Consider the following 21,222-nt stretch of genomic DNA (forward strand, 5'->3'; position numbering starts at 1 on the left):
CCCGATTCAGAAGGGCGGCGGCTTGTTGGTGGTGTTTCCCGGCGGATCAGCAGCCGTGGTTGCCGCTGGTGTGGGTGGCTTGTCTGTGTAGTTCCGGCCGGTGAGGCTGGTCCATTCCAGAGTTCCGTTGCCGGTTTGCTTGACGGCCCAGCGGCTGTGATGTTTGAGGACGTGGTGCCGGCGGCAGAGCCCGGCGAGGTTTCCGGTTTCGGTCGGTCCGCCGTGGGCGGCGTCATGGGTGTGATCCAAGTCGAGGTCCCGGGCCGGGATACCGCAGCCGGGAAAACGGCAACGCGAATCCCGGGCAGTGAGCAGGCGCTTGAGGTCCTCACTCGGCCGGTACCTGTCCACCGCCAACACGGCACCGCTGACCGGATCAGTCAACACCCGGTTCCAGGCCGTGGCCTTGCCGGCGAGGTGCTTGGCGGTGGCGGGGTCAATCGGGTGCCGTCCGCTTAGCTCGGCCGAGGCGCGTTCACTGTTCCCATCTATCAGCGTGAGTACCGGGACGGTGACGTCCACCTGGGCCGTAACCGCGGCCAAAAGTCCGTCCGGGGTGTCATGCCCCGTGGGTGCGCCGCCGAGCAGCAAGTCAGCAAACAAATCAGCCCGCAACTGGTCCATGGACCGGGGTTCCTGCACGGACGTGCCTGATTCACCGGAGGCCAGTTCCGTGTGCTTCTTGGCCATCTGAGTCAACCGATCGTGGATCCCGTACGCCACCACGGCGGGAAGGGTCGCAGCAAGTTCGGCCATGCCATCAGGCAACGGGTTCACCCGCACACACCGCCCCGCCACAGCCCGCTCATGCCGGACAGCCAAGGCCTCGGGGTGCACCCTTTCCGCTTCCCGGGCCGCGAGCCGCCGCAGACGGTTCGGCGCCTGCGACTCGGCACACGGAAGCACGGCCGCCTCGTAACCGGCCAAGGTCTCGGGGTCTTCCAGGGAGGTTCCGGCGTCCTGGATCACCCGCGCATGACTCAGGCTGATCCGCCCATCCGCCAAAGCATGGAACGTGGCCGGGAAACGGCCCAGCAACTCCAGGGCCTGGCCCATCTGGCGCTGCACCACCCGGTCGCTCATCCGCGTCGCAGTGGCGATCTCCGCCGCCACCGCACGCTGGGCCAACTCCACCGCGCCCAAACCCGATGGCGAGGCACCAAAGCCAGGTCCGCCGTCGTCGGCCATCACCTCCGCGACCCGCGCCGCCACAGCAAGCGTGTACTCCCTAAACGCCTGCAAACCCGCCATCACAGCCTGTCCTGCAACGTGGAGACCAAATTGTCCAAGGCCACGGCAGGATCAAACACCGCATCACCCTGCGGCGGTGCGTCCTCCAAAACCCCAGTGGCCTCCATAAACCCATCCAAGCAGCAGGGTCAGACATTTTCAGGCCACCGCAAAACCACCCCAAAACAAAACGGCGCGCCTCCCACAAAGGGAGGCGCGCCGTCGAGCGCTAAACCAAGAAACTACTTCTTCCGTCCGCGCTTCTCGCGGACCCGCATGCTGACCTCGATGGGCGTTCCTTCGAAGCCGAAGGTTTCGCGCAGGCGGCGGGTGATGAAGCGGCGGTATCCGGGATCCAGGAAGCCGGTGGTGAACAGCACGAACTTCGGCGGGCGGCTGGAGGCCTGGGTGCCGAAGAGGATGCGGGGCTGCTTGCCGCCGCGGACCGGATGCGGATGCGCTGCCACGAGCTCGCCCAGGAAGGCGTTCAGGCGGCCGGTGGGGATGCGCTTATCCCAACTCTCCAGGGCCTTGTCCAGTGCAGGCACCAGGCGGTCCTTGTGCCAGCCGGTCTTAGCCGAGATGTTGACGCGCGGCGCCCACTCCACGTGTGCCAGGTCCTGCTCGATCTCGCGCTCCAGGTAGCGGCGGCGTTCGTCGTCCAGCAGGTCCCACTTGTTGAACGCGAGCACCAGCGCACGGCCGGATTCGATGGCCAGCTGCAGGATGCGGACGTCCTGTTCGCTGAGCACTTCGTCCACGGCGAGGAGCACGACGGCGACCTCCGCCTTTTCGAGGGCGGCCTGCGTCCGCAGGGAGGCGTAGAAGTCGGCGCCCTGCGCCATGTGCTGGCGGCGGCGGATACCGGCGGTGTCCACGAAGCGCCAGGTGCGGCCGCCGAGCTCGATGAACTCGTCCACGGGATCGCGGGTGGTGCCTGCGAGGTTGTCGACGACGACGCGTTCGGAACCTGCGAGCTTGTTCAGCAGCGAGGACTTACCCACGTTCGGGCGGCCGATGAGCGCGATGCGGCGCGGACCGCCGGAACGGTCGACGCTCTCCACCTCGGAGTACTCCGGAAGGGTCTCGACCACCTTGTCCAGGAGGTCGGCCACGCCACGGCCGTGCAGTGCGGACACCGGGTACGGCTCACCGAAGCCAAGGCCCCAGAGCACGGCGGATTCGGCTTCCTGCGCGAAGTCGTCCACCTTGTTGGCCACCAGGATGACCGGCTTCTTGGACTTGCGCAGCATCTTCATGACGCCCTCGTCCGTGGCAGTGGCGCCAACGGCGGAGTCCACCACGAACAGCACGGCGTCGGCCAGCTCAACGGCCATCTCGGCCTGCTCGGCGACGCGGGCATGGATGCCCTTGGCGTCGTGCTCCCATCCGCCGGTGTCCACCAGCGTGAAGTTCTGGCCGTTCCAGCTGGCCGAGTACATGACGCGGTCGCGGGTCACGCCGGGAACGTCCTCGACGACGGCCTCGCGCCGGCCGAGGATACGGTTCACCAGAGTGGACTTGCCCACGTTCGGGCGGCCGATGATGGCCAGCACCGGGTCCAGCTTGAGCGGGCCATCTTCGCCTTCGTCATCGTAGAGTCCGTCGAGGAGGGCGGCATCGTCCTCGTCGAGTTCGTAGTCTTCCAGGCCGGCACGGAGCGAGGCGGCGCGGAGATCGGCCTCCTCGTCGTCAAGGGCGGCGAGGTTCTCCGCCACCTGGTCGGTGCCGGTGGGCGTGTATTCGTCGTCGCCGGCTCCGTAGGCGCCGGATTTTTGAGTCGTATCGCTCATTGCACTTTCCTTAGTGGTGGTATGTGGGGAAGGGCCTGTCCAGTGACGGCCACGCTGTCCCGGATATGTCCGGCCAGCGCGGCCTGGATCTCGGCCGCCGCCCTGTCCATTGAAACACGACCGGACTCGCCGGCCCGGCGGCTCACGCACAGCGGGGCACCGAAGCTGACGGACAGCCTCCGGCGCAGCTTCGGGATCGAGTCGCGGTGTTCGGCGCCGCTGCGGGTACCGAGGATCGCGACCGGAACCACCGTGGCTCCGGTGGTCAGCGCGAGCCAGGCGACCCCGTTGGCAATGCTTTCGGCTGAGCCGCTCCCCCGCGTCCCTTCAGGCAGGATCCCGACGCAACGGCCGGCGTCGAGCAGCCCCTTGCCCGCCTGCAGGGCGGCGCGGTCGCCGGAGCGGTCCACCGGGATCTGGCCGGAAGCGCGCAGCACCCGCCCCAGGAACCCCGTGAACATCTCCTTCTTGACCAGGATGTGCATGGGCCTCGGGGCGGCGCCGAACATCACCGGCCCGTCCAGGTAGCTGATGTGGTTGCCGGCGAAGATCACCGGGCCTGCCTTGGGGACGTTGGAGCGGCCGCGCACGCTGGTCTTGTACAGCACGTGGTCCAGGATGAAGCCGACGGGCCGGCTCCACAGCATGGTCCACGGCGCCGGCAAAGTGCCCGCAGCGCCCGCGCGTGGGGAACGGTCAGTCACCGTAGATGACCTTGGCCACGATCTCCAGCGCCGTGTCCACGGTCTGCTCGAAATCCAGGTCCGAGGAGTCCAGGGTGACCACGCCGTCGGCCGCGCGGGTGAAGTTCACCACGGTGGAGTCCTTTGCATCGCGCTGGATCACCTGGGCGGCGAGTTCTTCCTGGCTCTGCGTGCCGCCCAGCTGGATGCCGCGGCGGCGCAGCCGGGCCTCCTCACTGGCGGTCAGCAGCATGCGGACTTCGGCGTTGGGCGCGACGACGGTGGTGATGTCCCGGCCTTCGACCACCATGCGGTGGTGGTGCTGGTCGATGAGCTCGCGCTGCCGGCGGATCAGTTCGTTCCGGGCGCCCATGGTGGTGGCGACGGCACTGACCGAGGAAGAGATCCGCGGTTCGCGGATATCCTCGGTGATGTCGACGCCGCCAACGGCCACGTACTCGTGGTTGGGGCTGGTGCTCTGCTCCAGCGGCAGGTCCTCGGCGGCCTGTTCGACGGCGGCGGCGTCCGTCAGGTCCACGCCGGTCTTGAGGCAGTGCCAGGTGAGCGCGCGGTACATCGCGCCAGTGTCCAGGTAGGCGAGCTTGAGGCGGCGGGCCACTTCCTTGCTCACGCTGGACTTGCCCGAACCGGACGGGCCGTCGATGGCGACCACCAGCGGCTTTCCGGGACGGACAACGGTTTCAGGGCCAAAAAGTTCACGTGTCATTACTGGAGTACCCGCCATCCACGGTCGCTGAGGGCTTCTACAAGGAGGTCGTGCTTGTTCGGCAGGACGGACAGCTCCACCATGCCGACGTTCTGCCCGGACGAGTGGTCCAGGCGGAGGTCTTCGACGTTGACGCCGATCTCGCCGATTTCGGTGAGGAGCCGCGCGATCTGGCCGGGCTTGTCGTCCACCAGGACAGTCAGCCAGGAGTAGGCCTGCGGCGGGCCACCGTGCTTGCCCGGGATACGGGCCTGTCCGGCGTTGCCCTCGCTGATCAGCTGGGCCAGGTCCAGGCGGGCGCCCGGTGCCAGCGGATCTTCGAGGGTGCCGATGAGCCGGTTCAGGTCCTCGCGCACGCCATGCAGGATCTCCACGATCCTGCCCGCGTTGCCGCCCAGGATCTGCACCCAGAGGGTGGGGTCGCTGGCGGCGATGCGGGTGGTGTCGCGCAGGCCGTTGCCCGCGAGGGACAGTGCATGCAGCGGGGTTCCCTGCAGGCGGCTGGCCAGCAGGGAGGACATGATCTGCGGCAGGTGGGACACCAGCGCCACGGCTTCGTCGTGTTCCTCGGCGGTGAACTGGGTAACGAACGCGCCCAGGTCCCCGGCCAGGGAGCGCGCAGTCTGCACCGCCTCCGCGCTGCTCTCTTCCGCCGGGCAGATGACCCACGGCATGGAGGTGAACAGCTCGCCGCGGGCAGCAACCGGTCCGGACTTTTCACGTCCGGCCATCGGGTGCGTGCCCACGTAGCGGGACATGTCCACGCCGCGGCTGCGCAGCTCGGCCTGGATGCCTGCCTTCACGCTGGCGATATCGACCACCACCGCGCCGGGGTACTCGCCCAGGGCGCGTTCGACGACGTCGGCCGTCACGTCCGGCGGCGCGGCCACCACCACGAGGCGGGGTCCGCCGTCGGGCTCTAGTTCATCGAGCGGCCGGCCGGCCCCGATGTCCACGGCGACCGCCTGGTTGGTGGGCGACGGGTCCGAAAGGTACACCGGCACGCCGCGGCCGCGCAGGCCCAGGCCGATGCTGGCACCGAGCAGGCCCGTGCCGAAAATGACCACCGGCCCGTCCAGGTGACCGCGGCCGTGCGAGTGGAATGCCGACATGCCTTAGAGCCCCACCGATGCCAGGAGGTGGCCGATTTCCTGCTTGCCGAGGTTGCGGATGCTGCCCTGGCGCTGGTCGCCCAGGCCGATGGGACCGATCTTGACGCGCACCAGGCGCTGGACGGGGAAGCCGACGGCGTCGAACATGCGGCGCACGATGCGGTTCTTGCCCGAGTGCAGCACCACTTCGATCAGCACGTAGCCGGGGGTGGAGTCCACCAGGCGGAAGGAGTCGACGGCGGCAATGCCGTCTTCGAGCTCGACGCCGGCCTTCAGCTTGGCGCCGATGCCGTGCGGGAACGGTGCGCGCACCTGGACCAGGTACGTCTTGGGCACCTCGTAGGAAGGGTGCGTCAGGCGGTTGGCGAGTTCGCCGTCGTTGGTCAGCAGCAGCAGGCCCTCGGTGGCGACATCCAGGCGTCCCACATGGAAGAGGCGTTCGCCGCGGGTCTTGCTGCTCTTGAGGAAGTCGCTGATGCACGGACGGCCCTCGGGGTCTTCCATGGTGGAGACAACGCCCTTGGGCTTGTTGAAGACCATGTAGAGCAGGTTTTCGTCCAGCTGGATGCGGATGCCGTCCACGTGGATCACGGCCGTCTTGGGGTCAACGCGCATGCCGAGTTCGGTGGTGACCTGGCCGTTGACTTCGACTCGGCCTTCGAGGATCAGCTCCTCGCAGACGCGGCGGGATGCCACGCCGGCCTGGGCCATGACCTTCTGCAGGCGCACGCCGTCGGAATCATGCTGGTCCGACTGCGGGACGTTGCCCTTGGGGCCGCGCGTGGTGCGGACCGGGCCGAGGTTCCGGCCGAAGCGTTCGCTGCCGAAGGCGCGGGTGCCTGCGGGCTTGCCGGACTTGGCTTTCGGCGCGCCCGGGGTACCGGGAGCCTTGCCGCTGCCGGGCTTGTTGGAGCCGGGCTTCCGGAAGGTCTTACCACCGGAGGCCTTGCCCGAGGCTGGCTTGCCCGCAGAGGCGCTGCGCTTGCCGAAATCGGCAGCCGTGGTGGGGTTGTCGGGGTCGAAGGGGCGGTCCTCGCGGGGACGGGACGGCCTGGACTGGCCTCCGCCGAAGCCGCGCTTGCCTGCGCCCGAAGCACCGCCGCGGCTGCTGCCGAAGCCGCCGCTGCGTCCGGCGCCGCTTCCGCCGCCGTTGCGTCCCGATCCGTTACGTGGTGAACCCTGGCGTCCCGCCTGTGTCATGACCCGTCCTTTTGTTATGGGCCGGCCGCTGTGGCCGGCCGGGCAGATTGGCTCTGCCCACTGTGTTTAATTCTGCCTTGCGATGAGCGCTTACATGCGCTCGGCGTCGAAGAATTCCTCGATGCCTTCGAGCCCCGGGAGGTGCGGCGACAAGGGCGGCAGCTCCTCAAGGGAAGCAATGCCCATCCGTTCCAGGAAGTACGAGGTGCTCCTGTAAAGGATCGACCCGGACTCAGGATCGGTGCCGGCTTCTTCGACCAGGCCGCGCTGGACGAGGGTCCGCACCACCGAATCGACGTTCACCCCGCGGATGGCCGAAACCCTGGCCCGGGAGACCGGCTGCCGGTACGCGATGACCGCCATGGTTTCCAGTGCTGCCTGGGTCAGCCGCGCCGTCTGGCCGTCGAGAACGAACTTCCCCACGACGTCCGCAAATTCGGCCCGTGAGTAGATCCGCCAACCGCCGGCGACGTTCCGCAACTCAAAACCCCGGGGTGCTGTGCTGGCGCCTGCGTCAGCAGGTGAACCGTCAGCATCCGTGCCCGGGGCCTTAACAGTATAGCCGTCATACTCGCGCTGCAGTTCCGCCAGCAGTTCATCGACGACGGCGGTGCCCAGTCCCAGCCCCGCGGCCAGTTCCTCGGTGCTTGCGGGCTGGTCGATCACCATGAGCACCGCTTCCAGCGCCGCCCGCGCCCCGCCGGGCCGCTCCCCCAGCGCGGCGAGGCCCGCGACGGCGTCCTCGTAGTCACTCATTCTGAATCCTCCGAAGGTGCAGTTGACGCCTCCGCCGGCACGGCCGGGACGTCGTCGTATTCATCATTCAGGGCGTCGCTGCTCCAGCCCTCCGGGCGGCCAGTCCAGCGCACTGTCAGCTCGGACAGCGGCGCGGGCTGCTCGAAGGCGATCACCCGGTCCCGGAACATTTCCAGCAGCGCCAGGAAGCGGACCACCACCACCAGGGTGGATTCGGCGTCGGCCACGAGCGCCCGGAAAGACAGCGGCCGGCCGTGCTGCAGCCGGTAGCCGAGGATCTCGGCCTGTTCCTTGATGCTGACCGGTGCCCCGTGGAGATGATCGACGCCGACCTCCGGCGGAGTGGTGTCCTTCGGCTCCAGCGCCTTGGCGGCGACGGCGGCGAACTGTTCCGGGCTGTGCCGCCAGATGAGCTCCGGCAGCAGGGCCGCGAAGTGCGGTTCGAGGGCCACCTGCCGCGGGAAGCGGTTGGCTTCGCTTTCCAGGGTTTCGCCGAGATGTGCCGCGAGTTGCTTGAACGCCTTGTATTGCAGGAGCCGCGCGAAGAGCAGGTCCCGGGCCTCGAGCAGGGCCACGTCCTCTTCGTCCTCGACCTCGCCTGCGGGCAGCAGCCGCGCGGCCTTGAGGTCCAGCAGTGTTGCGGCAATCACCAGAAATTCGCTGGCCTCGTCCAAGGCCCAGCTTTCGCCAAGCTCTTGGAGACGGCGGATGTACTTGATGAACTCGTCGGTGACCGTGGCCAGCGCCAGCTCGGTGACATCGAGCTTGTGCTTGGCAATCAGGCCGAGCAGCAGGTCGAAAGGCCCGGTGAAGTTGGCCAGCCGGACCTCAAAGCCGCCCTTGCGCGCGGTGGGGCTGTCTTCGGAACTGGGGCTGCCGGCGTCGGGCAGGTCCCCCGCCAGGGTGAGCGGCTCCGTCACGGTGCCTTTTACGGCGCGCCGCCGCGCAGGATCAGTTCCCGGGCCAGGCTGCGGTAGGCGTCGGCACCAGTGTGGTTGCCCGCGTAGCTGGTGATCGGCTCGGCGGCGACGGTGGCATCGGCGAACTTGATGGAGCGCTTGATGACTGTTTCGAAGACCTTGTCGCCGAAGGCCTCGACGAGGCGGGCGATGACTTCGCGGCTGTGCAGCGTGCGGGCGTCGAACATGGTGGCGAGCACGCCGTCCACCTGGAGGCGCGGGTTGAGGCGGTCCTGGACCTTCTCGATGGTCTCCACCAGCAGAGCCACAGCACGCAGGGCGAAGAATTCGCAGATCAGCGGGATGATGACGCCGTGCGCGGCGGTCAGGGCGTTGACGGTCAGCAGGCCGAGGGATGGCTGGCAGTCGATGAGGACCACGTCGTAGTCGTCTTCGACCTTCTTCAACGCACGGTCCAGCACCTGCTCGCGGGCCACTTCGTTGACCAGCTGGACTTCAGCGGCCGAGAGGTCGATGTTGGCGGGCAGCAGGTCAACGCCGTCGACGCCGGTCTGCTGGATGGCGTCCCGGATGTCCACCTTGCGGTCCATCAGGACGTTGTAGACCGTGAGGTCAAGCTCGTGTGGATTGGCGCCGAGACCCGCGGACAGCGCACCCTGGGGGTCGAAGTCAACGAGCAGCACGCGGCGGCCGTATTCGGCGAGCGCGGCGGCGAGGTTGATGGTGGACGTGGTCTTGCCGACCCCGCCCTTCTGGTTGACCATGGCGATGACCCGGGCCGGGCCATGGGAGTCCAAGGGTGCGGGCTCCGGGAATTCGCGGTAGGGACGGCCGGTGGGACCCATGACGGTCTCGTCCAGATCGAAATCCGTGCCTTCCAGCGTAGTTGTACCCCGTTCGCTGCTCACGTCTTTATCCACTCTCTCCACGACGGTCATTTACTGCTCCCAAGCAAGGTTACCGTCCCCGACACGGCATTCCTTGAACCTTGACATTGCCCGCAATTTGAGCCTTGACCTTCTAGTAGAGGTGGAAGGTTTCGGTTGGGAGGCTGTTTTCGACACAAAACCATAAGGCAGGCTCCCCCGCCAGGGAGCCTGCCTTATGTGCTGTTGGCCTGCGGAAATGTCAGGCGGGAACAGCTTCTTTTGCCACCGCTTCGTCAACGGCGGCCTCAGCATGGTGGCTGATCATGGTGGCCTCGTCGAACGGCACTGCGCCGGAAAGGACGGCGCCGACCTGCTGGCGGTCGATCTCCTTGACCCAGGTGCCGATCAGCACGGTAGCCACGGCGTTGCCCGTGAAGTTGGTCAGGGCGCGGGCCTCGGACATGAAGCGGTCGATGCCCACGATCATGCCGACACCGCCCAGCAGTTCGGGCTTGTGGGCCTGAAGGCCGGCGGCCAGGGTGGCCAGGCCCGCACCGGTAACGCCTGCCGCACCCTTGGAGGCAATGATCATGAAGACCAGCAGGGAAACCTGTGCGCCGAGGTCCAGCGGGGTGCCCATGGCATTGGCGACGAACAGGGACGCCATGGTCAGGTAGATCGCGGTGCCGTCCAGGTTGAAGGAGTAACCCGTGGGAACGGTCACGCCGACCACCGGCTTGGACACGCCCAGGTGCTCCATCTTGGCGATGAGGCGCGGCAGGGCTGCTTCCGAAGACGAGGTGGAGAAGATGAGCAGGTATTCGCGCGCCAGGTACTTCATGAGCTGGAAGATGCTCACGCCGGCCACGATCCGCAGGAGGCCGCCGAGGATGATCACGATGAACAGCGCGCAGGTGATGTAGAAGGCGGCCATCAGGGTGAACATGCTCAGGATGGCCTGCGGTCCGGTGGCACCGACGACGGCGGCGATCGCACCGAAGGCGCCGACCGGGGCCAGCCACATGATCATGATCAGGATGCGGAACACGAGGGCTTGGCCGTGCTGAACGGCCTTCAGGATCGGGGCGCCCTGGGCACCCATCTTCTGCAGCGCGAAGCCGACCAGGATCGCGGCAAGCAGGGTGGGCAGCACGGGGATGTCGCCGGGGATGATGCCCAGCAGGAACGCGACTGTGCTGTCCACCTCGGCCTTCTTGCTGGGGTCATAGGCCGTGAGCTTGAGGCCTTCGCCCGGGTGGATCAGGTTGCCCACCACCAGGCCGATGCCCAGGGCGAAGGTGGACATGAGCACGAAGTAGCCCAGCGCGAGGCCGCCCACCTTGCCCACGGTGGCCGCCTTCGCGATGGAGCCGATGCCCAGGACGATGGTGCAGAAGATGACCGGGGCGATCATCATCTTGATGAGCTTGATGAAACCGTCACCGAGGGGCTTCAGCGATTTGCCGACCTCGGGGAACAGCAGGCCGACCACGGCGCCGAGGACGACCGCCGCGATGACGGCGATGTACAGGTAGTGCGACTTGTCCAGGCCCTTGCGCCCGGCCTTCCCGCTGGCAATCTCTCCTCGTTGAGAGGTCATGGCATGCTCCTTTGGATACTCTGGAGGCGCTGCGGCATCTGCACTGCATTTCCTGCGCCGGTGGTGTGAGATCCATCATGGAACCGGGGGTGACGTGGATCACCGTTGTGGTCATATTGGTCATTGGAGGTGCGCTTGATCCGGCGCTGGAGCATTGCCCGCCGCCTGTTCGCGGCCAACGTCCTGTTCGTCCTGGTGCTGAGCGTGGTGCTCGGCGCTGCGGCCATCATCGACGCCCGCCAGCGGACATACGACGACGCCGGACGCCGGATGCAGACCGTCGCCGCCGCGATCGCGGCCAACCCCTTGGTGCTTTCCGCGGCACGGTCGCCTGAGCCCTCCGCCACCCTGCAGCCCTACGCCGCGAAAGTCATGGCGGAGGCCGGCGTCGACTTCGTCACAATCATGGCCCCGGACCGCACCCGCTGGACCCACGCCAACCCTGCGGAAATCGGCAAGCCATACATCGGCACGGTGGATCCCGCGCTCCGCGGCGAGACCTTCACCGAGGTCACCGCCGGGACCTTGGGGCCGTCCGTGCGGACGATCGTTCCGGTGATGGACGACGGCGGCACCGTCCGGGCGCTGGTGGCCGCCGGCGTGACGGTGCGCAATGTGGACATCGCGGCTTCCGGTCGCTTCGGGGCGATCATCGCGCTGTGCGTGGCGCTGCTGGCGGCCGGCTCGCTGGCGTCCTGGTTGCTCGGCCGCTACCTGCGTTCGGTGACCCGCGGCTGGGGGCCCGAGCAACTCGCGCAGCTGTTCGCCTACTACGAATCGGTGCTCCATTCGGTCCGTGAAGGCGTTGTCCTGATCGACACCCGAGGAACGGTGGTCATGTACAACGACCAGGCGGCGGAGCTGCTGGGACTGGAGCCGTCCGACGTCGGGCCCTCCGCCGAAGGGGCGCCGCGCCTGTCCGAACTTCCGTTGGACGGCAGCCTGCGCGAACTGTTCGAATCCGGCCGCACCGCGCACGACGAAATCCACCTCAGCGATTCCCGGATCCTCGTGGTCAACCAGGCGCCGGCCGTCGGGCCCGGACGCCCCGGCGCCCTGGGCCGGCCAGGCGGCCGCGCACCCGTCTTCGGCACGGTGGCAACACTGCGGGACCGCACCGAAATCGAATCGCTCGGCAGCGAACTCGAAACCATGCGCACGCTGTCCGGGGCGTTGCGCGCGCAGACCCACGAGCACGCCAACCGGCTGCACATGATCGTGTCCCTCATGGAACTGGGCCGCACGGATGACGCCCTCGACTTCGCAACGAAGGACCTCGAGCTGAGCCAGCGACTGACCGACGACATCGTGGCCTCGGTGGACGAACCGGTGCTCAGCGCACTGATCATGGGCAAGTCCGCCGAAGCCCATGAACGCGGGGCCGAGCTCAGCGTCTCCGTCACCGGAGAGGACGGCCTGCACGGGCTGGCGGTGCAGGACCTGGTGACCATCCTGGGAAACCTTCTGGACAACGCGCTCGACGCCGCTGCTGCCGCTCCCCCGCCGCGGAAAGTGGCCCTGTCGATCGAAACGGCGCCGGACCGCGTGGTCTTTTCGGTGGCAGACTCCGGTGCCGGGATCGACCCGGCCATCGCGGACGACATCCTCGAATACGGCTTCAGCACCAAAGCTTCCCGAGCACCGGACGGCAGCGCACAGGACGGCAGCACACCAGGCGGCCGCGGAGTGGGGCTGGCGCTGGTGCGGCAGGCCGTGAAGCGCCTGGGCGGTACGCTGTCGATCGACACCGCCGGGCCCAGCAGCGCCGGCCCGCTCACCGGGGCCCTGTTCCGGGTAGTACTGCCCGCACCGGATCCCGCAGCACCGGCTCCCACGAAAGACAGCGAATGAACGATATCCGAGTCCTCGTCGTCGAAGACGAACCGATCGCCGCGGACGCCCATGCCGTCTACGTGGGCCGGCTCGATGGCTTCATCGTCGCCGGCACCGCGCCGGACGGCCAGTCCGCGCTGCGGCTGCTCAACGACTTCGCCGCCGCCGGGCAGCCGGTGGACCTGGTCCTGCTGGACATGAACCTGCCGGACTTGCACGGCCTGGACGTGGCGCGGCGGATGCACGGCGCCGGGCTGCTGGCGGACATCATCGCGATCACCGCGGTCCGCGAGGTGAACATCGTGCGCAGCGCCGTGTCCATCGGCGTCGTGCAGTACCTCATCAAGCCGTTCACCTTCGCCACGTTTGCGGACAAGCTGAACAACTACCGCGCATACCGGGAGCAACTGGCACTCACCGCCCCGGGAAACCGCACCGCCGCGTCGCAAAGCGAGGTGGACCAGGCGTTCGCCAGCCTGCGCACACCGACCGACATGCCGCTCCCCAAGGGCCTGTCCGCCGGAACGCTCGAATCGGTCAAGGAGTACCTCGCAGGGCTCGGGCGGGCCGTATCGGCGAGCGAGCTCACCGAGGCCCTGGGCATGTCCCGGGTCACCGCACGGCGCTACCTCGAATACCTGGCCGACGCCGGAACGGTGGCCCGGAGCCCCCGTTACGGGACCCCGGGCCGGCCGGAAAACGAATACCGCTGGGGCCGGGGCTAAACCGGAGCCGGCGCGGTGTCCGCAGCAGCGCGGAGCGGCTCCACCACAGGCCCGAAGCGGAAGAGGTTCTGCGGATCAAGGGCCGCCTTCGCCTCGGCGAGCCGCCGGTAGCTCTCCGGATCCCAGGCCCGTGACCGGTCGGCGGCGTCCGCCGAATGCCCGTGAAGGTTCACGAAGGTGCGCCCGGTGGACCAGGGTTCCAGGGCAGCCCGAACGCCGTGAAGCGCCTCCTGCAGGGGCGCCATGGTAGGCGGCACGGCGATGCCCGCCATGAAGAAGCTGTAGGCGGCATCGCGCCCGCCAACGCAATCGCTGCCCGGCACTCCGCGCAGTGCGCCGCCCAGCAAACGGAGCTCCGCGATCAGCACCGGACTCTCCACGCCAGCACCAAGGCGGGCGAGGATCGCTTCCCGGGCTCCGGCGTCGATCCCTGAGAGCAGGAAGCCGCACTCCCGGACGGGCACGGGGCTGTCAGGGTCCTGGTGGATGGCGTCGAAGGCGCTGTACGGCAGGGGGCCGGTGCTGTCCATCATCACGGGAGCGCAGGCCCTCATGGGTTCCAGCAGGCGCGCCGCAAGCACGGGATCACCCTGGTGCGCAAAACGGAGGTGGACCAGGAACTTGCCGCGCAGGGGCCCGGGAACCAATTCCATGTCGGGCAGCCGCACGAAGGCCAGCGACGCGGACGCGTCCTCCGGCAGGCCGGGCGCCCAAGCGGCAAAGGCTTCCAACACCTGCGCCGCTGACTCACCCGGGTAGTGAATTCCGCCGCCGTACAAGGCATCATCCGGAAACAGCCGGAATTCGATCGCGGTGACGATTCCGAGGTTTCCCTTGCCGCCGCGCAGCAGGGCGAACAGTTCGGGCTCGCCGGCGGCATCCACCACGCGTAGGGTGCCATCGGCGGTGACGAGGTCAAAGGACACCACATGGTCCGAGGCGAAACCGTACCTGCGGCCCAGCACGGGCAGTCCGCCACCCAGGGTGTAGCCGATGATGCCGACATCGCTGGTGGACCCGGAAAGTCCCATCAGCCCGTGGACGGCCGCGGCGTCGGCAAGGGCCTTCCACTTGACGCCCGCCCCAACCCTGGCTGTCCGCTCGAGCGGGTCGATGCTCAGCTCAAGCATCCGCCGGGTGCTGATGAGGAGGCCGCTTTCGACCATGTTGGTGGCGCCGTGACCCGTCGATTGCACGGCCACCGGTATGTTCCGCGCTGCCGCCCACCGGACTGCCGCGGCGACGTCATCGGCGTCGAGTGCCCCGAAGGCCAAGTCCGGCGCGTGGACGGTGGCGAGGTTGAATGCGGCGGTTTCGGCGGCGAAGCCGGGGTCCGTGGGCAGGAACACCGGGCCGTTCACGGCGAAGCGGAGTTCGGACACATCCTGGAAACTGGGCTGGTTGTGCATGTGCTTCTTTCAGTTGAAGGATGCTCCCCAGCAAGCCTCGCCCAGTTTATCCATCGAGTGGATAGAAGGGAAGGGTTTCCCGGAATGTATACAAAATGTTCGAGTTTGCGGGATTTGCTGGTATTAGAAACCTCCTGTGTATACGCTGGCTCCTATGCGCGCCAGCGACAAAGCCTACGCCTCCCTCCGTGAGGACATCATCGAGTGGCGCCTCGCCCCGGGCACGGTGCTCGGCGAGGTGGAGCAGTCCGCGCGCCTCGGCGTCTCGCGCACCCCGGTCCGGGAGGCGCTCGGCCGGCTCACCGCTGAAGGCCTGACGACGGCGGCAGGCGGCCGCGGCGTCGTCGTCACCGCGATCTCGCTGGAGGACATCGATGAACTGTTCGAGCTCCGCGAAACCCTGGAGGCCAAAGCGGCGGCACTGGCTGCCGTACGCGGCGAGCGCCGCGTCTTCGAACAGCTCCACGCCGAACTGCTGGAGGCGCCCGCGCTCCTGGAAGCCGGCGATCCCGCCCGCCACGAGTACTACGCCCTGGTGGGCCGGCTGGACGACGCCATTGACACCGCAATCTCCAATTCCTACCTGGCCCAGGCCATGCGGAGCCTGCGCGTCCACCTGGTCCGGGTGCGGCGCCTGGCCGCCGACGACGCCGCGCGCCTGGGTGCCGCGGCCGCGGAACACGCCTCCATCGCCGAAGCGATCGCCAGCGGAAACCCGAGACTCGCCGAAGCCGCCACCATCCTGCATCTGCACCGAAGCCTGAGCCACATCAAAAACAGCAACCTCAAAGCCGGCAACACATCCCACTGAAGGAGCCACCTTGGTCAAGAGCCACCACGTCCGCGTCTACAAGAGCGAAGAGAACCTCCCCCGCGAGGAACAGCTCGCGCACAAGATCGCCTCGGTCGCCGTCGACCCCGTTGAGGTCACCCCGGAGGTCACGGAGATGATCATCAACCGGATCATCGACAACGCCTCGGTGGCCATCGCCTCGCTGAACCGGGCACCGATCGTTGCTGCCCGCGCGCAGGCCCTCACGCACGCCCCGAGCAGTGGCGGCAAGGGCGCCTCCGTCTTCGGCATCCAGGACAAGGTCTCCCCCGAATGGGCGGCCTGGGCCAACGGCGTGGCCGTGCGGGAACTGGATTACCACGACACCTTCCTGGCCGCTGACTACTCGCACCCGGGCGACAACATTCCGCCGATCCTGGCCGTGGCCCAGCACGTGGGCTCCTCGGGCGCGGACCTCATCCGGGGCATCGCCACCGGCTACGAAATCCAGGTGAACCTGGTCAAGGCCATCTGCCTGCACAAGCACAAGATCGACCACGTGGCCCACCTCGGCCCCTCCGCGGCGGCCGGCATCGGTACCCTGCTGGGCCTGGACGTGGAGACCATCTTCCAGTCCGTTGGCCAGGCCCTGCACACCACCACCGCCACCCGGCAGTCCCGCAAGGGCGAAATCTCCACCTGGAAGGCGCACGCCCCCGCGTTCGCCGGCAAGATGGCCGTGGAAGCGGCGGACCGTGCGATGCGCGGGCAGACCTCCCCCGTGCCGATTTACGAAGGCGAAGACGGCGTGATCGCCTGGATGCTGGACGGCCCGGATGCCTCCTACGAAGTGCCGCTGCCGGGCCCGGGCGAGGCCAAACGCGCCATCCTGGACACCTACACCAAGGAACACTCCGCCGAATACCAGGCCCAGGCGTGGATCGACCTGGCCCGGAAACTGAACAAGGAACGCCCGGAAGCCACCGACCCGGCCAAGGTGGAGTCGATCCTGATCAAGACCAGCCACCACACCCACTACGTGATCGGCTCGGGCGCCAACGATCCGCAGAAGTACGATCCCACCGCCAGCCGCGAGACCCTGGACCACTCGATCCCGTACATCTTCACGGTTGCCCTGCAGGACGGCGCCTGGCACCACGTGGACTCGTACGCGCCGGAGCGCGCGGGCCGGCCGGACACCGTGGAGCTGTGGCACAAGGTCAGCACCGTGGAAGACCCGGAATGGACCCGCCGCTACCACTCCCTGGACATCGCCGAGAAGGCCTTCGGCGGATCGGTGGTCATCACGCTCACGGACGGCACGGTCATCACCGACGAAATCGCCGTCGCCGACGCGCACCCCCTCGGTGCCCGGCCGTTTGCCCGTGAGCAGTACGTCAACAAGTTCCGCACCCTGGCCGCCGGGCTCGTGGAGGAGGCCGAAATCGAACGGTTCCTCGCCGCCGTCGAGCGCCTGCCGGAACTGGCAGCCGGCGAACTGGAGCAGCTGAACATCACCGCCGCCCCCGGTGTGATCGACCTGGCCAACGCGCCGAAGGGCCTGTTCTAGATGCTGTACTCCAAGAGCACCCCCGAACAGAAGCGGCGCAAGCTGCGGGACATGCTCGCCTCCGGCGACATCCTGCAGTTCCCCGGCGCCTTCAACCCGCTGTCCGCCCGGCTGATCGAGGAGAAAGGCTTCCCAGGCGTCTACATTTCCGGCGCCGTGCTGGCCAACGACCTCGGCCTGCCGGACATCGGCCTCACCACCCTCACCGAAGTCGCGCAGCGGGCCGGACAGATCGCCCGGATGACCGAGCTGCCCTGCCTGGTGGACGCAGACACCGGGTTCGGCGAGCCGATGAACGTGGCACGCACCATCCAGGAACTCGAGAACGCCGGGCTGGCCGGCTGCCACATCGAGGACCAGTTCAACCCGAAGCGCTGCGGCCACCTGGACGGCAAGAGCGTGGTGGACGCCGACACTGCGGCCAAGCGCATCCGCGCCGCCGCCGATGCCCGCCGGGATCCGGACTTCCTGATCATGGCCCGCACGGACATCCGCGCCGTGGAAGGCCTCGAGGCAGCGAAGGACCGTGCCCGTGAACTGGTGGACGCCGGTGCGGACGCGATCTTCCCGGAGGCCATGGCAACCCTGGACGAGTTCAAGGCCATCCGCGACGCCGTGGACGTGCCGGTGCTGGCCAACATGACCGAGTTCGGCAAGAGCGAGCTGTTCACGGTGGAGCAGCTGCAGGACGTCGGGGTGAACATGGTCATCTACCCGGTCACCCTGCTGCGCATTGCGATGGGGGCCGCAGAGCGTACGCTGGAAACGATCAAGGCAACAGGCACCCAGCAGGCGCAAGTGGAGAACATGCTTACCCGCGCCCGGCTCTACGATCTGGTGGACTACGAGTCCTACAACCACTTCGACACAGGCGTTTTCAACTTCCACGTACCCCGATAAGGGACAAACCCCGATGAACGAAGGAGTTCGGCATGGCAGCTGAAGATATCAAGAAGGGGCTGGCCGGCGTCGTCGTGGACTACACCGCGATTTCCAAGGTCAACCCGGACACCAATTCCCTGTTGTACCGCGGCTACCCCGTGCAGGAGCTCGCCGCCCGGTGCAGTTTCGAAGAGGTCGCCTACCTGTTGTGGAACGGTGAACTCCCGACTCCGGAGCAGCTAGCTACTTTCACCGCCCGCGAGCGCGCGGGCCGGGCCCTCGATCCCGTCGTGAAGCAGGTGGTGGACGCCCTGCCGCTGGAATCCCACCCGATGGATGTGTGCCGTACCGCCGCCTCCGTCATGGGTGCCCGGCACCCGCTGGCCGAGGACTCCTCCCCGGAAGCCAACATGAGCAAGGCCGTGGACCTGTTCGCGGCCATGCCTGCGGTGGTGGCCTACGATCAGCGCCGCCGCCGCGGCCAGGAGCCCGTGGAACCGCGCGATGATCTGGGCTATTCGGCCAACTTCCTCTGGATGGCCTTCGGCGAAGACCCGGTGGACGAGGTGGTGGAGGCCTTCAACGTCTCGATGATCCTGTACGCGGAGCACTCCTTCAATGCCTCCACCTTCACGGCCCGCGTGGTCACCTCCACGCTCTCCGATCTGCACTCGGCCGTGACCGCGGCGATCGGCGCGCTGAAGGGACCGCTGCACGGCGGGGCCAACGAAGCTGTGATGCACACCTTCGACGAAATCGGCATCCGCGCCGAGGAATCCATGGAGGAAGCCGCTGCCCGGGCTAAGGCCTGGATGGAGGACGCCTTGGCGCAGAAGAAGAAGGTCATGGGCTTCGGCCACCGCGTCTACAAGCACGGAGATTCCCGGGTGCCAACGATGAAGGCCGCGCTGGACAAGATGATCGCCCACTACGGCCGGCCCGAACTCCTGGGGCTGTACAACGGCCTGGAGCAAGCCATGGACGAGGCCAAGGGCATCAAGCCGAACCTTGACTACCCGGCAGGTCCCACCTACCACCTGATGGGCTTCGACACTCCCACCTTCACCCCGTTGTTCGTGGCCAGCCGCATCACGGGCTGGACCGCGCACATCATGGAACAGCTCGGGTCCAACTCGCTGATCCGTCCGCTGAGCGAATACAACGGCGTGGACGAACGGCACCTTCCTTAGCCATTCGAAGGAAAGAACGACGGCGGGCCGGTCACCTTGCGGTGGCCGGCCCGCCGTCGTCTGCGGTTCCGCGGGCCAGAGGTTCAGTCAGCGGTGCGTTACGTGGCTGACCGTGGCGTTGTCGTGGTTCAGGACGACGTCGATATCCAGCCGGCCGCCTCCCAGCGCCATGGGCAGCCAGTGCTCGGCGTCCTGCCACATACGCTCGACCGGAAGTGCATCCACGTCGAACCATTCCGGCACGATTTCCGGGCTCTCCTCCGGCACACCCTCCCAGCGCTCCGCGGTGAAAAGCCGGGTGCGCATGTTCCACTCGGGCCGGGCCGGAAACACGAACCGGACGGTGCCGGCGTCCACCAGGTCCTCCTCCAGGACAGTCACGCCGGATTCTTCGAAGACCTCACGGCAGGCTGCTTCGGCGTCGCTCTCCCCCGGCTCCACATGGCCGCCCAGGCCCACCACCTTGCCCGCGCCGAAGCCGGTCTTTTTCTGCCCGAGCAGGACGTCGCGGCCGCCGTCGGGACGGTTCCGGACCAGGAAGCACAAGGCGACGGGCGTGAAATGCATGCCCCTACCCTATCGCCGCGGCGGACCCCGCTAACCGACCGAAGAATCGCGTCCCTGGATCGTCAGCGACGTAATCATGGCCTTGACCTGCCGATACTCCTGGCTGTTGCGGTATTCGATGGCCTCGGCCATGCTGCCGAAGACCAGGACCCCTTGTTCCGCAGCTTCGGCGTCCGTGAGGTCCGGGCGCATCTGGGGGCCGCTGGCGAACATGTAGATGGGCGAGTCTTCCTGGCCGTTGACCACGTTGTAGATCAGGCAGGCCTTGCCGTCCGCCCCTCCGATGGTGCTGGTCAAACCGTAGGAAGCGAGAACCTTGCCGTTGCCGGTTTCCATGACCCGGTAGGCGAAGCGTGGAGTCACGCTGTTGGGGACGTCCTTGTTGTACGGCAGTGGCACCTCGGCGTAATCCAGCACCGTGTAGGGCACCGGAGTGGTGCACGACCCGCCGATGCCGCTGCCTTGGTTGCCGTAGGCGAGGTCCGCGAGCTTCTTGCCGGACGCATCATGCACCGTCAGGTTCACGGCGTTCGGAGCGGTATCCGGCTTGGGCTGCACCTTCCAACCGGACGGGTAGCTGAAGCTGACGCGGCCATCAGTGCTCGCGTACCCGTTGGGCAAAGGTTCACCGGCCGGAGGTGCGGCCACCGGGCCTTTGCCCACCAAGCGCTCCCGCAGCTCCACCGGGATCCCCTTGTCCGCGAACTCCTTGTCCATGGCCTGCTGCGCGGTCATGGCCTGGCCGTTCTGCGAGACATCGTTGTTCAGGCCTTGGAACTTCCAGGTGAAGACGCTGGCCCAGTCCTGCTGGAAATCGGTCAGGAAGCGCTTGTTGTCCTGCAGCCTGCCCAGGTTGTACCAGGCGTTGCCGCCGTCCAGGTTCATGGCCCGGGCGCCTTCGTCGGACGTCTCGTAAGCGATCCAGCCTTCGGCGCAGCCGAGCACGGTGTAGTACTTCCAGTTGGCTTCCGGCACGGGGGTGACCGCCCTGACCTGGTCGCTCTTCTGCTGGTCGACGTTCGCCATGGTGCATTCCACGCCGTTGGTGGTCAGCGGCCCGCCGGAGGTTTCCGTCGCCGTGGGGCTGGGTGTCGGTGCCGGGCTTTCGGAGATCGACGGCGTGCCGGTGTTCGCGGGGTCCGGAACCGGCTGCTGGACGAGGTTCCCGCCCACCACGACGGCGGCGGCAACCGCGGCGGCAGCCACGAGTCCCGCCGCGGCGACACGGACAGCGGTGCGCTTGGCGGGCCGGCGGTCCGCCAGGGAGACAACGTTCGGGTCGCTCGAGAACACGATCGAACGGGCGGAGTCGCGGCCGGGGATGGTCTCCGGCTCCTCGACCCGCGGCTTGGCTTCCTTCAAGAGCTGCTCGATGCGGTCCATG

The 21,222-nt window shown here is 67.5% G+C and carries 19 protein-coding genes; 6 read left to right on the plus strand and 13 right to left on the minus strand.

Annotation, left to right across the window (positions count from 1 at the left end; genetic code table 11):
- Nucleotides 1–6: 6 nt before the first annotated feature.
- The 10 genes from BIU82_RS06725 to BIU82_RS06770 all read right to left on the minus strand — a co-directional run bounded on the left by BIU82_RS06725 (nucleotide 7) and on the right by BIU82_RS06770 (nucleotide 10,890).
- Nucleotides 7–1,251: an HNH endonuclease signature motif containing protein gene (locus tag BIU82_RS06725; RefSeq protein ID WP_083292231.1), complete on the minus strand. Its 1,245-nt coding sequence runs from the start codon at nucleotides 1,249–1,251 to the stop codon at nucleotides 7–9.
- Between the two features lie 221 nt (nucleotides 1,252–1,472).
- Entirely contained in the window at nucleotides 1,473–3,023 is a 1,551-nt protein-coding gene (gene der / locus BIU82_RS06730; RefSeq protein WP_070348704.1) for a ribosome biogenesis GTPase Der, read from the minus strand.
- Nucleotides 3,020–3,670, minus strand: coding sequence for a lysophospholipid acyltransferase family protein (locus BIU82_RS06735; RefSeq protein ID WP_070348705.1), 651 nt, complete (start codon nucleotides 3,668–3,670; stop codon nucleotides 3,020–3,022). The genes der and BIU82_RS06735 overlap by 4 nt, the downstream gene beginning before the upstream one ends.
- A 49-nt stretch (nucleotides 3,671–3,719) precedes the next feature.
- Nucleotides 3,720–4,433, minus strand: coding sequence for a (d)CMP kinase (gene cmk, locus BIU82_RS06740; protein WP_070348706.1), 714 nt, complete (start codon nucleotides 4,431–4,433; stop codon nucleotides 3,720–3,722).
- Complete coding sequence (locus tag BIU82_RS06745; protein ID WP_070348707.1) at nucleotides 4,433–5,545, minus strand: prephenate dehydrogenase; 1,113 nt, start codon at nucleotides 5,543–5,545, stop codon at nucleotides 4,433–4,435. The genes cmk and BIU82_RS06745 overlap by 1 nt, the downstream gene beginning before the upstream one ends.
- A gap of 3 nt (nucleotides 5,546–5,548) precedes the next feature.
- Nucleotides 5,549–6,745, minus strand: a complete 1,197-nt coding sequence (locus tag BIU82_RS06750) for a pseudouridine synthase (protein ID WP_070348708.1) — start codon at nucleotides 6,743–6,745, stop codon at nucleotides 5,549–5,551.
- Between the two features lie 90 nt (nucleotides 6,746–6,835).
- Nucleotides 6,836–7,501, minus strand: a complete 666-nt coding sequence (gene scpB, locus BIU82_RS06755; protein ID WP_070348709.1) for an SMC-Scp complex subunit ScpB — start codon at nucleotides 7,499–7,501, stop codon at nucleotides 6,836–6,838.
- Nucleotides 7,498–8,391 (minus strand): ScpA family protein, encoded by an 894-nt coding sequence (locus tag BIU82_RS06760; protein WP_253182705.1) that lies wholly within the window; start codon nucleotides 8,389–8,391, stop codon nucleotides 7,498–7,500. The genes scpB and BIU82_RS06760 overlap by 4 nt, the downstream gene beginning before the upstream one ends.
- A 38-nt stretch (nucleotides 8,392–8,429) precedes the next feature.
- A complete protein-coding gene (locus BIU82_RS06765; RefSeq protein ID WP_070348711.1) occupies nucleotides 8,430–9,329 on the minus strand; it encodes an AAA family ATPase in 900 nt (299 codons plus the stop codon).
- A 220-nt stretch (nucleotides 9,330–9,549) separates the two neighbouring features.
- Nucleotides 9,550–10,890: a cation:dicarboxylase symporter family transporter gene (locus BIU82_RS06770; protein ID WP_070348712.1), complete on the minus strand. Its 1,341-nt coding sequence runs from the start codon at nucleotides 10,888–10,890 to the stop codon at nucleotides 9,550–9,552.
- 135 nt (nucleotides 10,891–11,025) lie between these two features.
- Here BIU82_RS06770 and BIU82_RS06775 point away from each other — a divergent pair, with 135 nt between their 5' ends.
- Nucleotides 11,026–12,741, plus strand: a complete 1,716-nt coding sequence (locus BIU82_RS06775; protein ID WP_070348713.1) for an ATP-binding protein — start codon at nucleotides 11,026–11,028, stop codon at nucleotides 12,739–12,741.
- Nucleotides 12,738–13,448, plus strand: coding sequence for a response regulator (locus BIU82_RS06780; RefSeq protein ID WP_070348714.1), 711 nt, complete (start codon nucleotides 12,738–12,740; stop codon nucleotides 13,446–13,448). Before BIU82_RS06775 ends, BIU82_RS06780 begins: the two co-directional genes overlap by 4 nt.
- Here BIU82_RS06780 and BIU82_RS06785 read toward each other — a convergent pair.
- Entirely contained in the window at nucleotides 13,445–14,857 is a 1,413-nt protein-coding gene (locus BIU82_RS06785; RefSeq protein WP_070348715.1) for an FAD-binding oxidoreductase, read from the minus strand. The genes BIU82_RS06780 and BIU82_RS06785 overlap by 4 nt on opposite strands.
- A 154-nt stretch (nucleotides 14,858–15,011) precedes the next feature.
- On the opposite strand from BIU82_RS06785, the gene BIU82_RS06790 reads away from it, so the two are divergent.
- From BIU82_RS06790 to BIU82_RS06805, 4 genes are read left to right on the plus strand one after another with little or no spacing between them, the layout of a single operon-like run.
- A complete protein-coding gene (locus BIU82_RS06790; protein WP_070348716.1) occupies nucleotides 15,012–15,668 on the plus strand; it encodes a GntR family transcriptional regulator in 657 nt (218 codons plus the stop codon).
- Nucleotides 15,669–15,678: 10 nt separating this feature from the next.
- Nucleotides 15,679–17,199, plus strand: coding sequence for an MmgE/PrpD family protein (locus BIU82_RS06795; RefSeq protein WP_070348717.1), 1,521 nt, complete (start codon nucleotides 15,679–15,681; stop codon nucleotides 17,197–17,199).
- The gene (gene prpB, locus BIU82_RS06800; protein WP_070348718.1) at nucleotides 17,200–18,099 is read left to right on the plus strand and encodes a methylisocitrate lyase; all 900 of its coding nucleotides are present in this window, start codon (nucleotides 17,200–17,202) and stop codon (nucleotides 18,097–18,099) included.
- A 32-nt stretch (nucleotides 18,100–18,131) separates the two neighbouring features.
- Nucleotides 18,132–19,271, plus strand: coding sequence for a bifunctional 2-methylcitrate synthase/citrate synthase (locus tag BIU82_RS06805; RefSeq protein ID WP_070348719.1), 1,140 nt, complete (start codon nucleotides 18,132–18,134; stop codon nucleotides 19,269–19,271).
- 87 nt (nucleotides 19,272–19,358) lie between these two features.
- Here BIU82_RS06805 and BIU82_RS06810 read toward each other — a convergent pair whose 3' ends face one another.
- Entirely contained in the window at nucleotides 19,359–19,838 is a 480-nt protein-coding gene (locus BIU82_RS06810) for an 8-oxo-dGTP diphosphatase (protein ID WP_070348720.1), read from the minus strand.
- 30 nt (nucleotides 19,839–19,868) lie between these two features.
- Nucleotides 19,869–21,221, minus strand: a complete 1,353-nt coding sequence (locus BIU82_RS06815) for a hypothetical protein (RefSeq protein WP_070348721.1) — start codon at nucleotides 21,219–21,221, stop codon at nucleotides 19,869–19,871.
- Between the last annotated feature and the right edge of the window lies 1 nt (nucleotide 21,222).

This window comes from Arthrobacter sp. SW1, from assembly GCF_001766675.1.
In the GTDB taxonomy this organism is placed as follows: Bacteria; Actinomycetota; Actinomycetes; order Actinomycetales; family Micrococcaceae; genus Arthrobacter.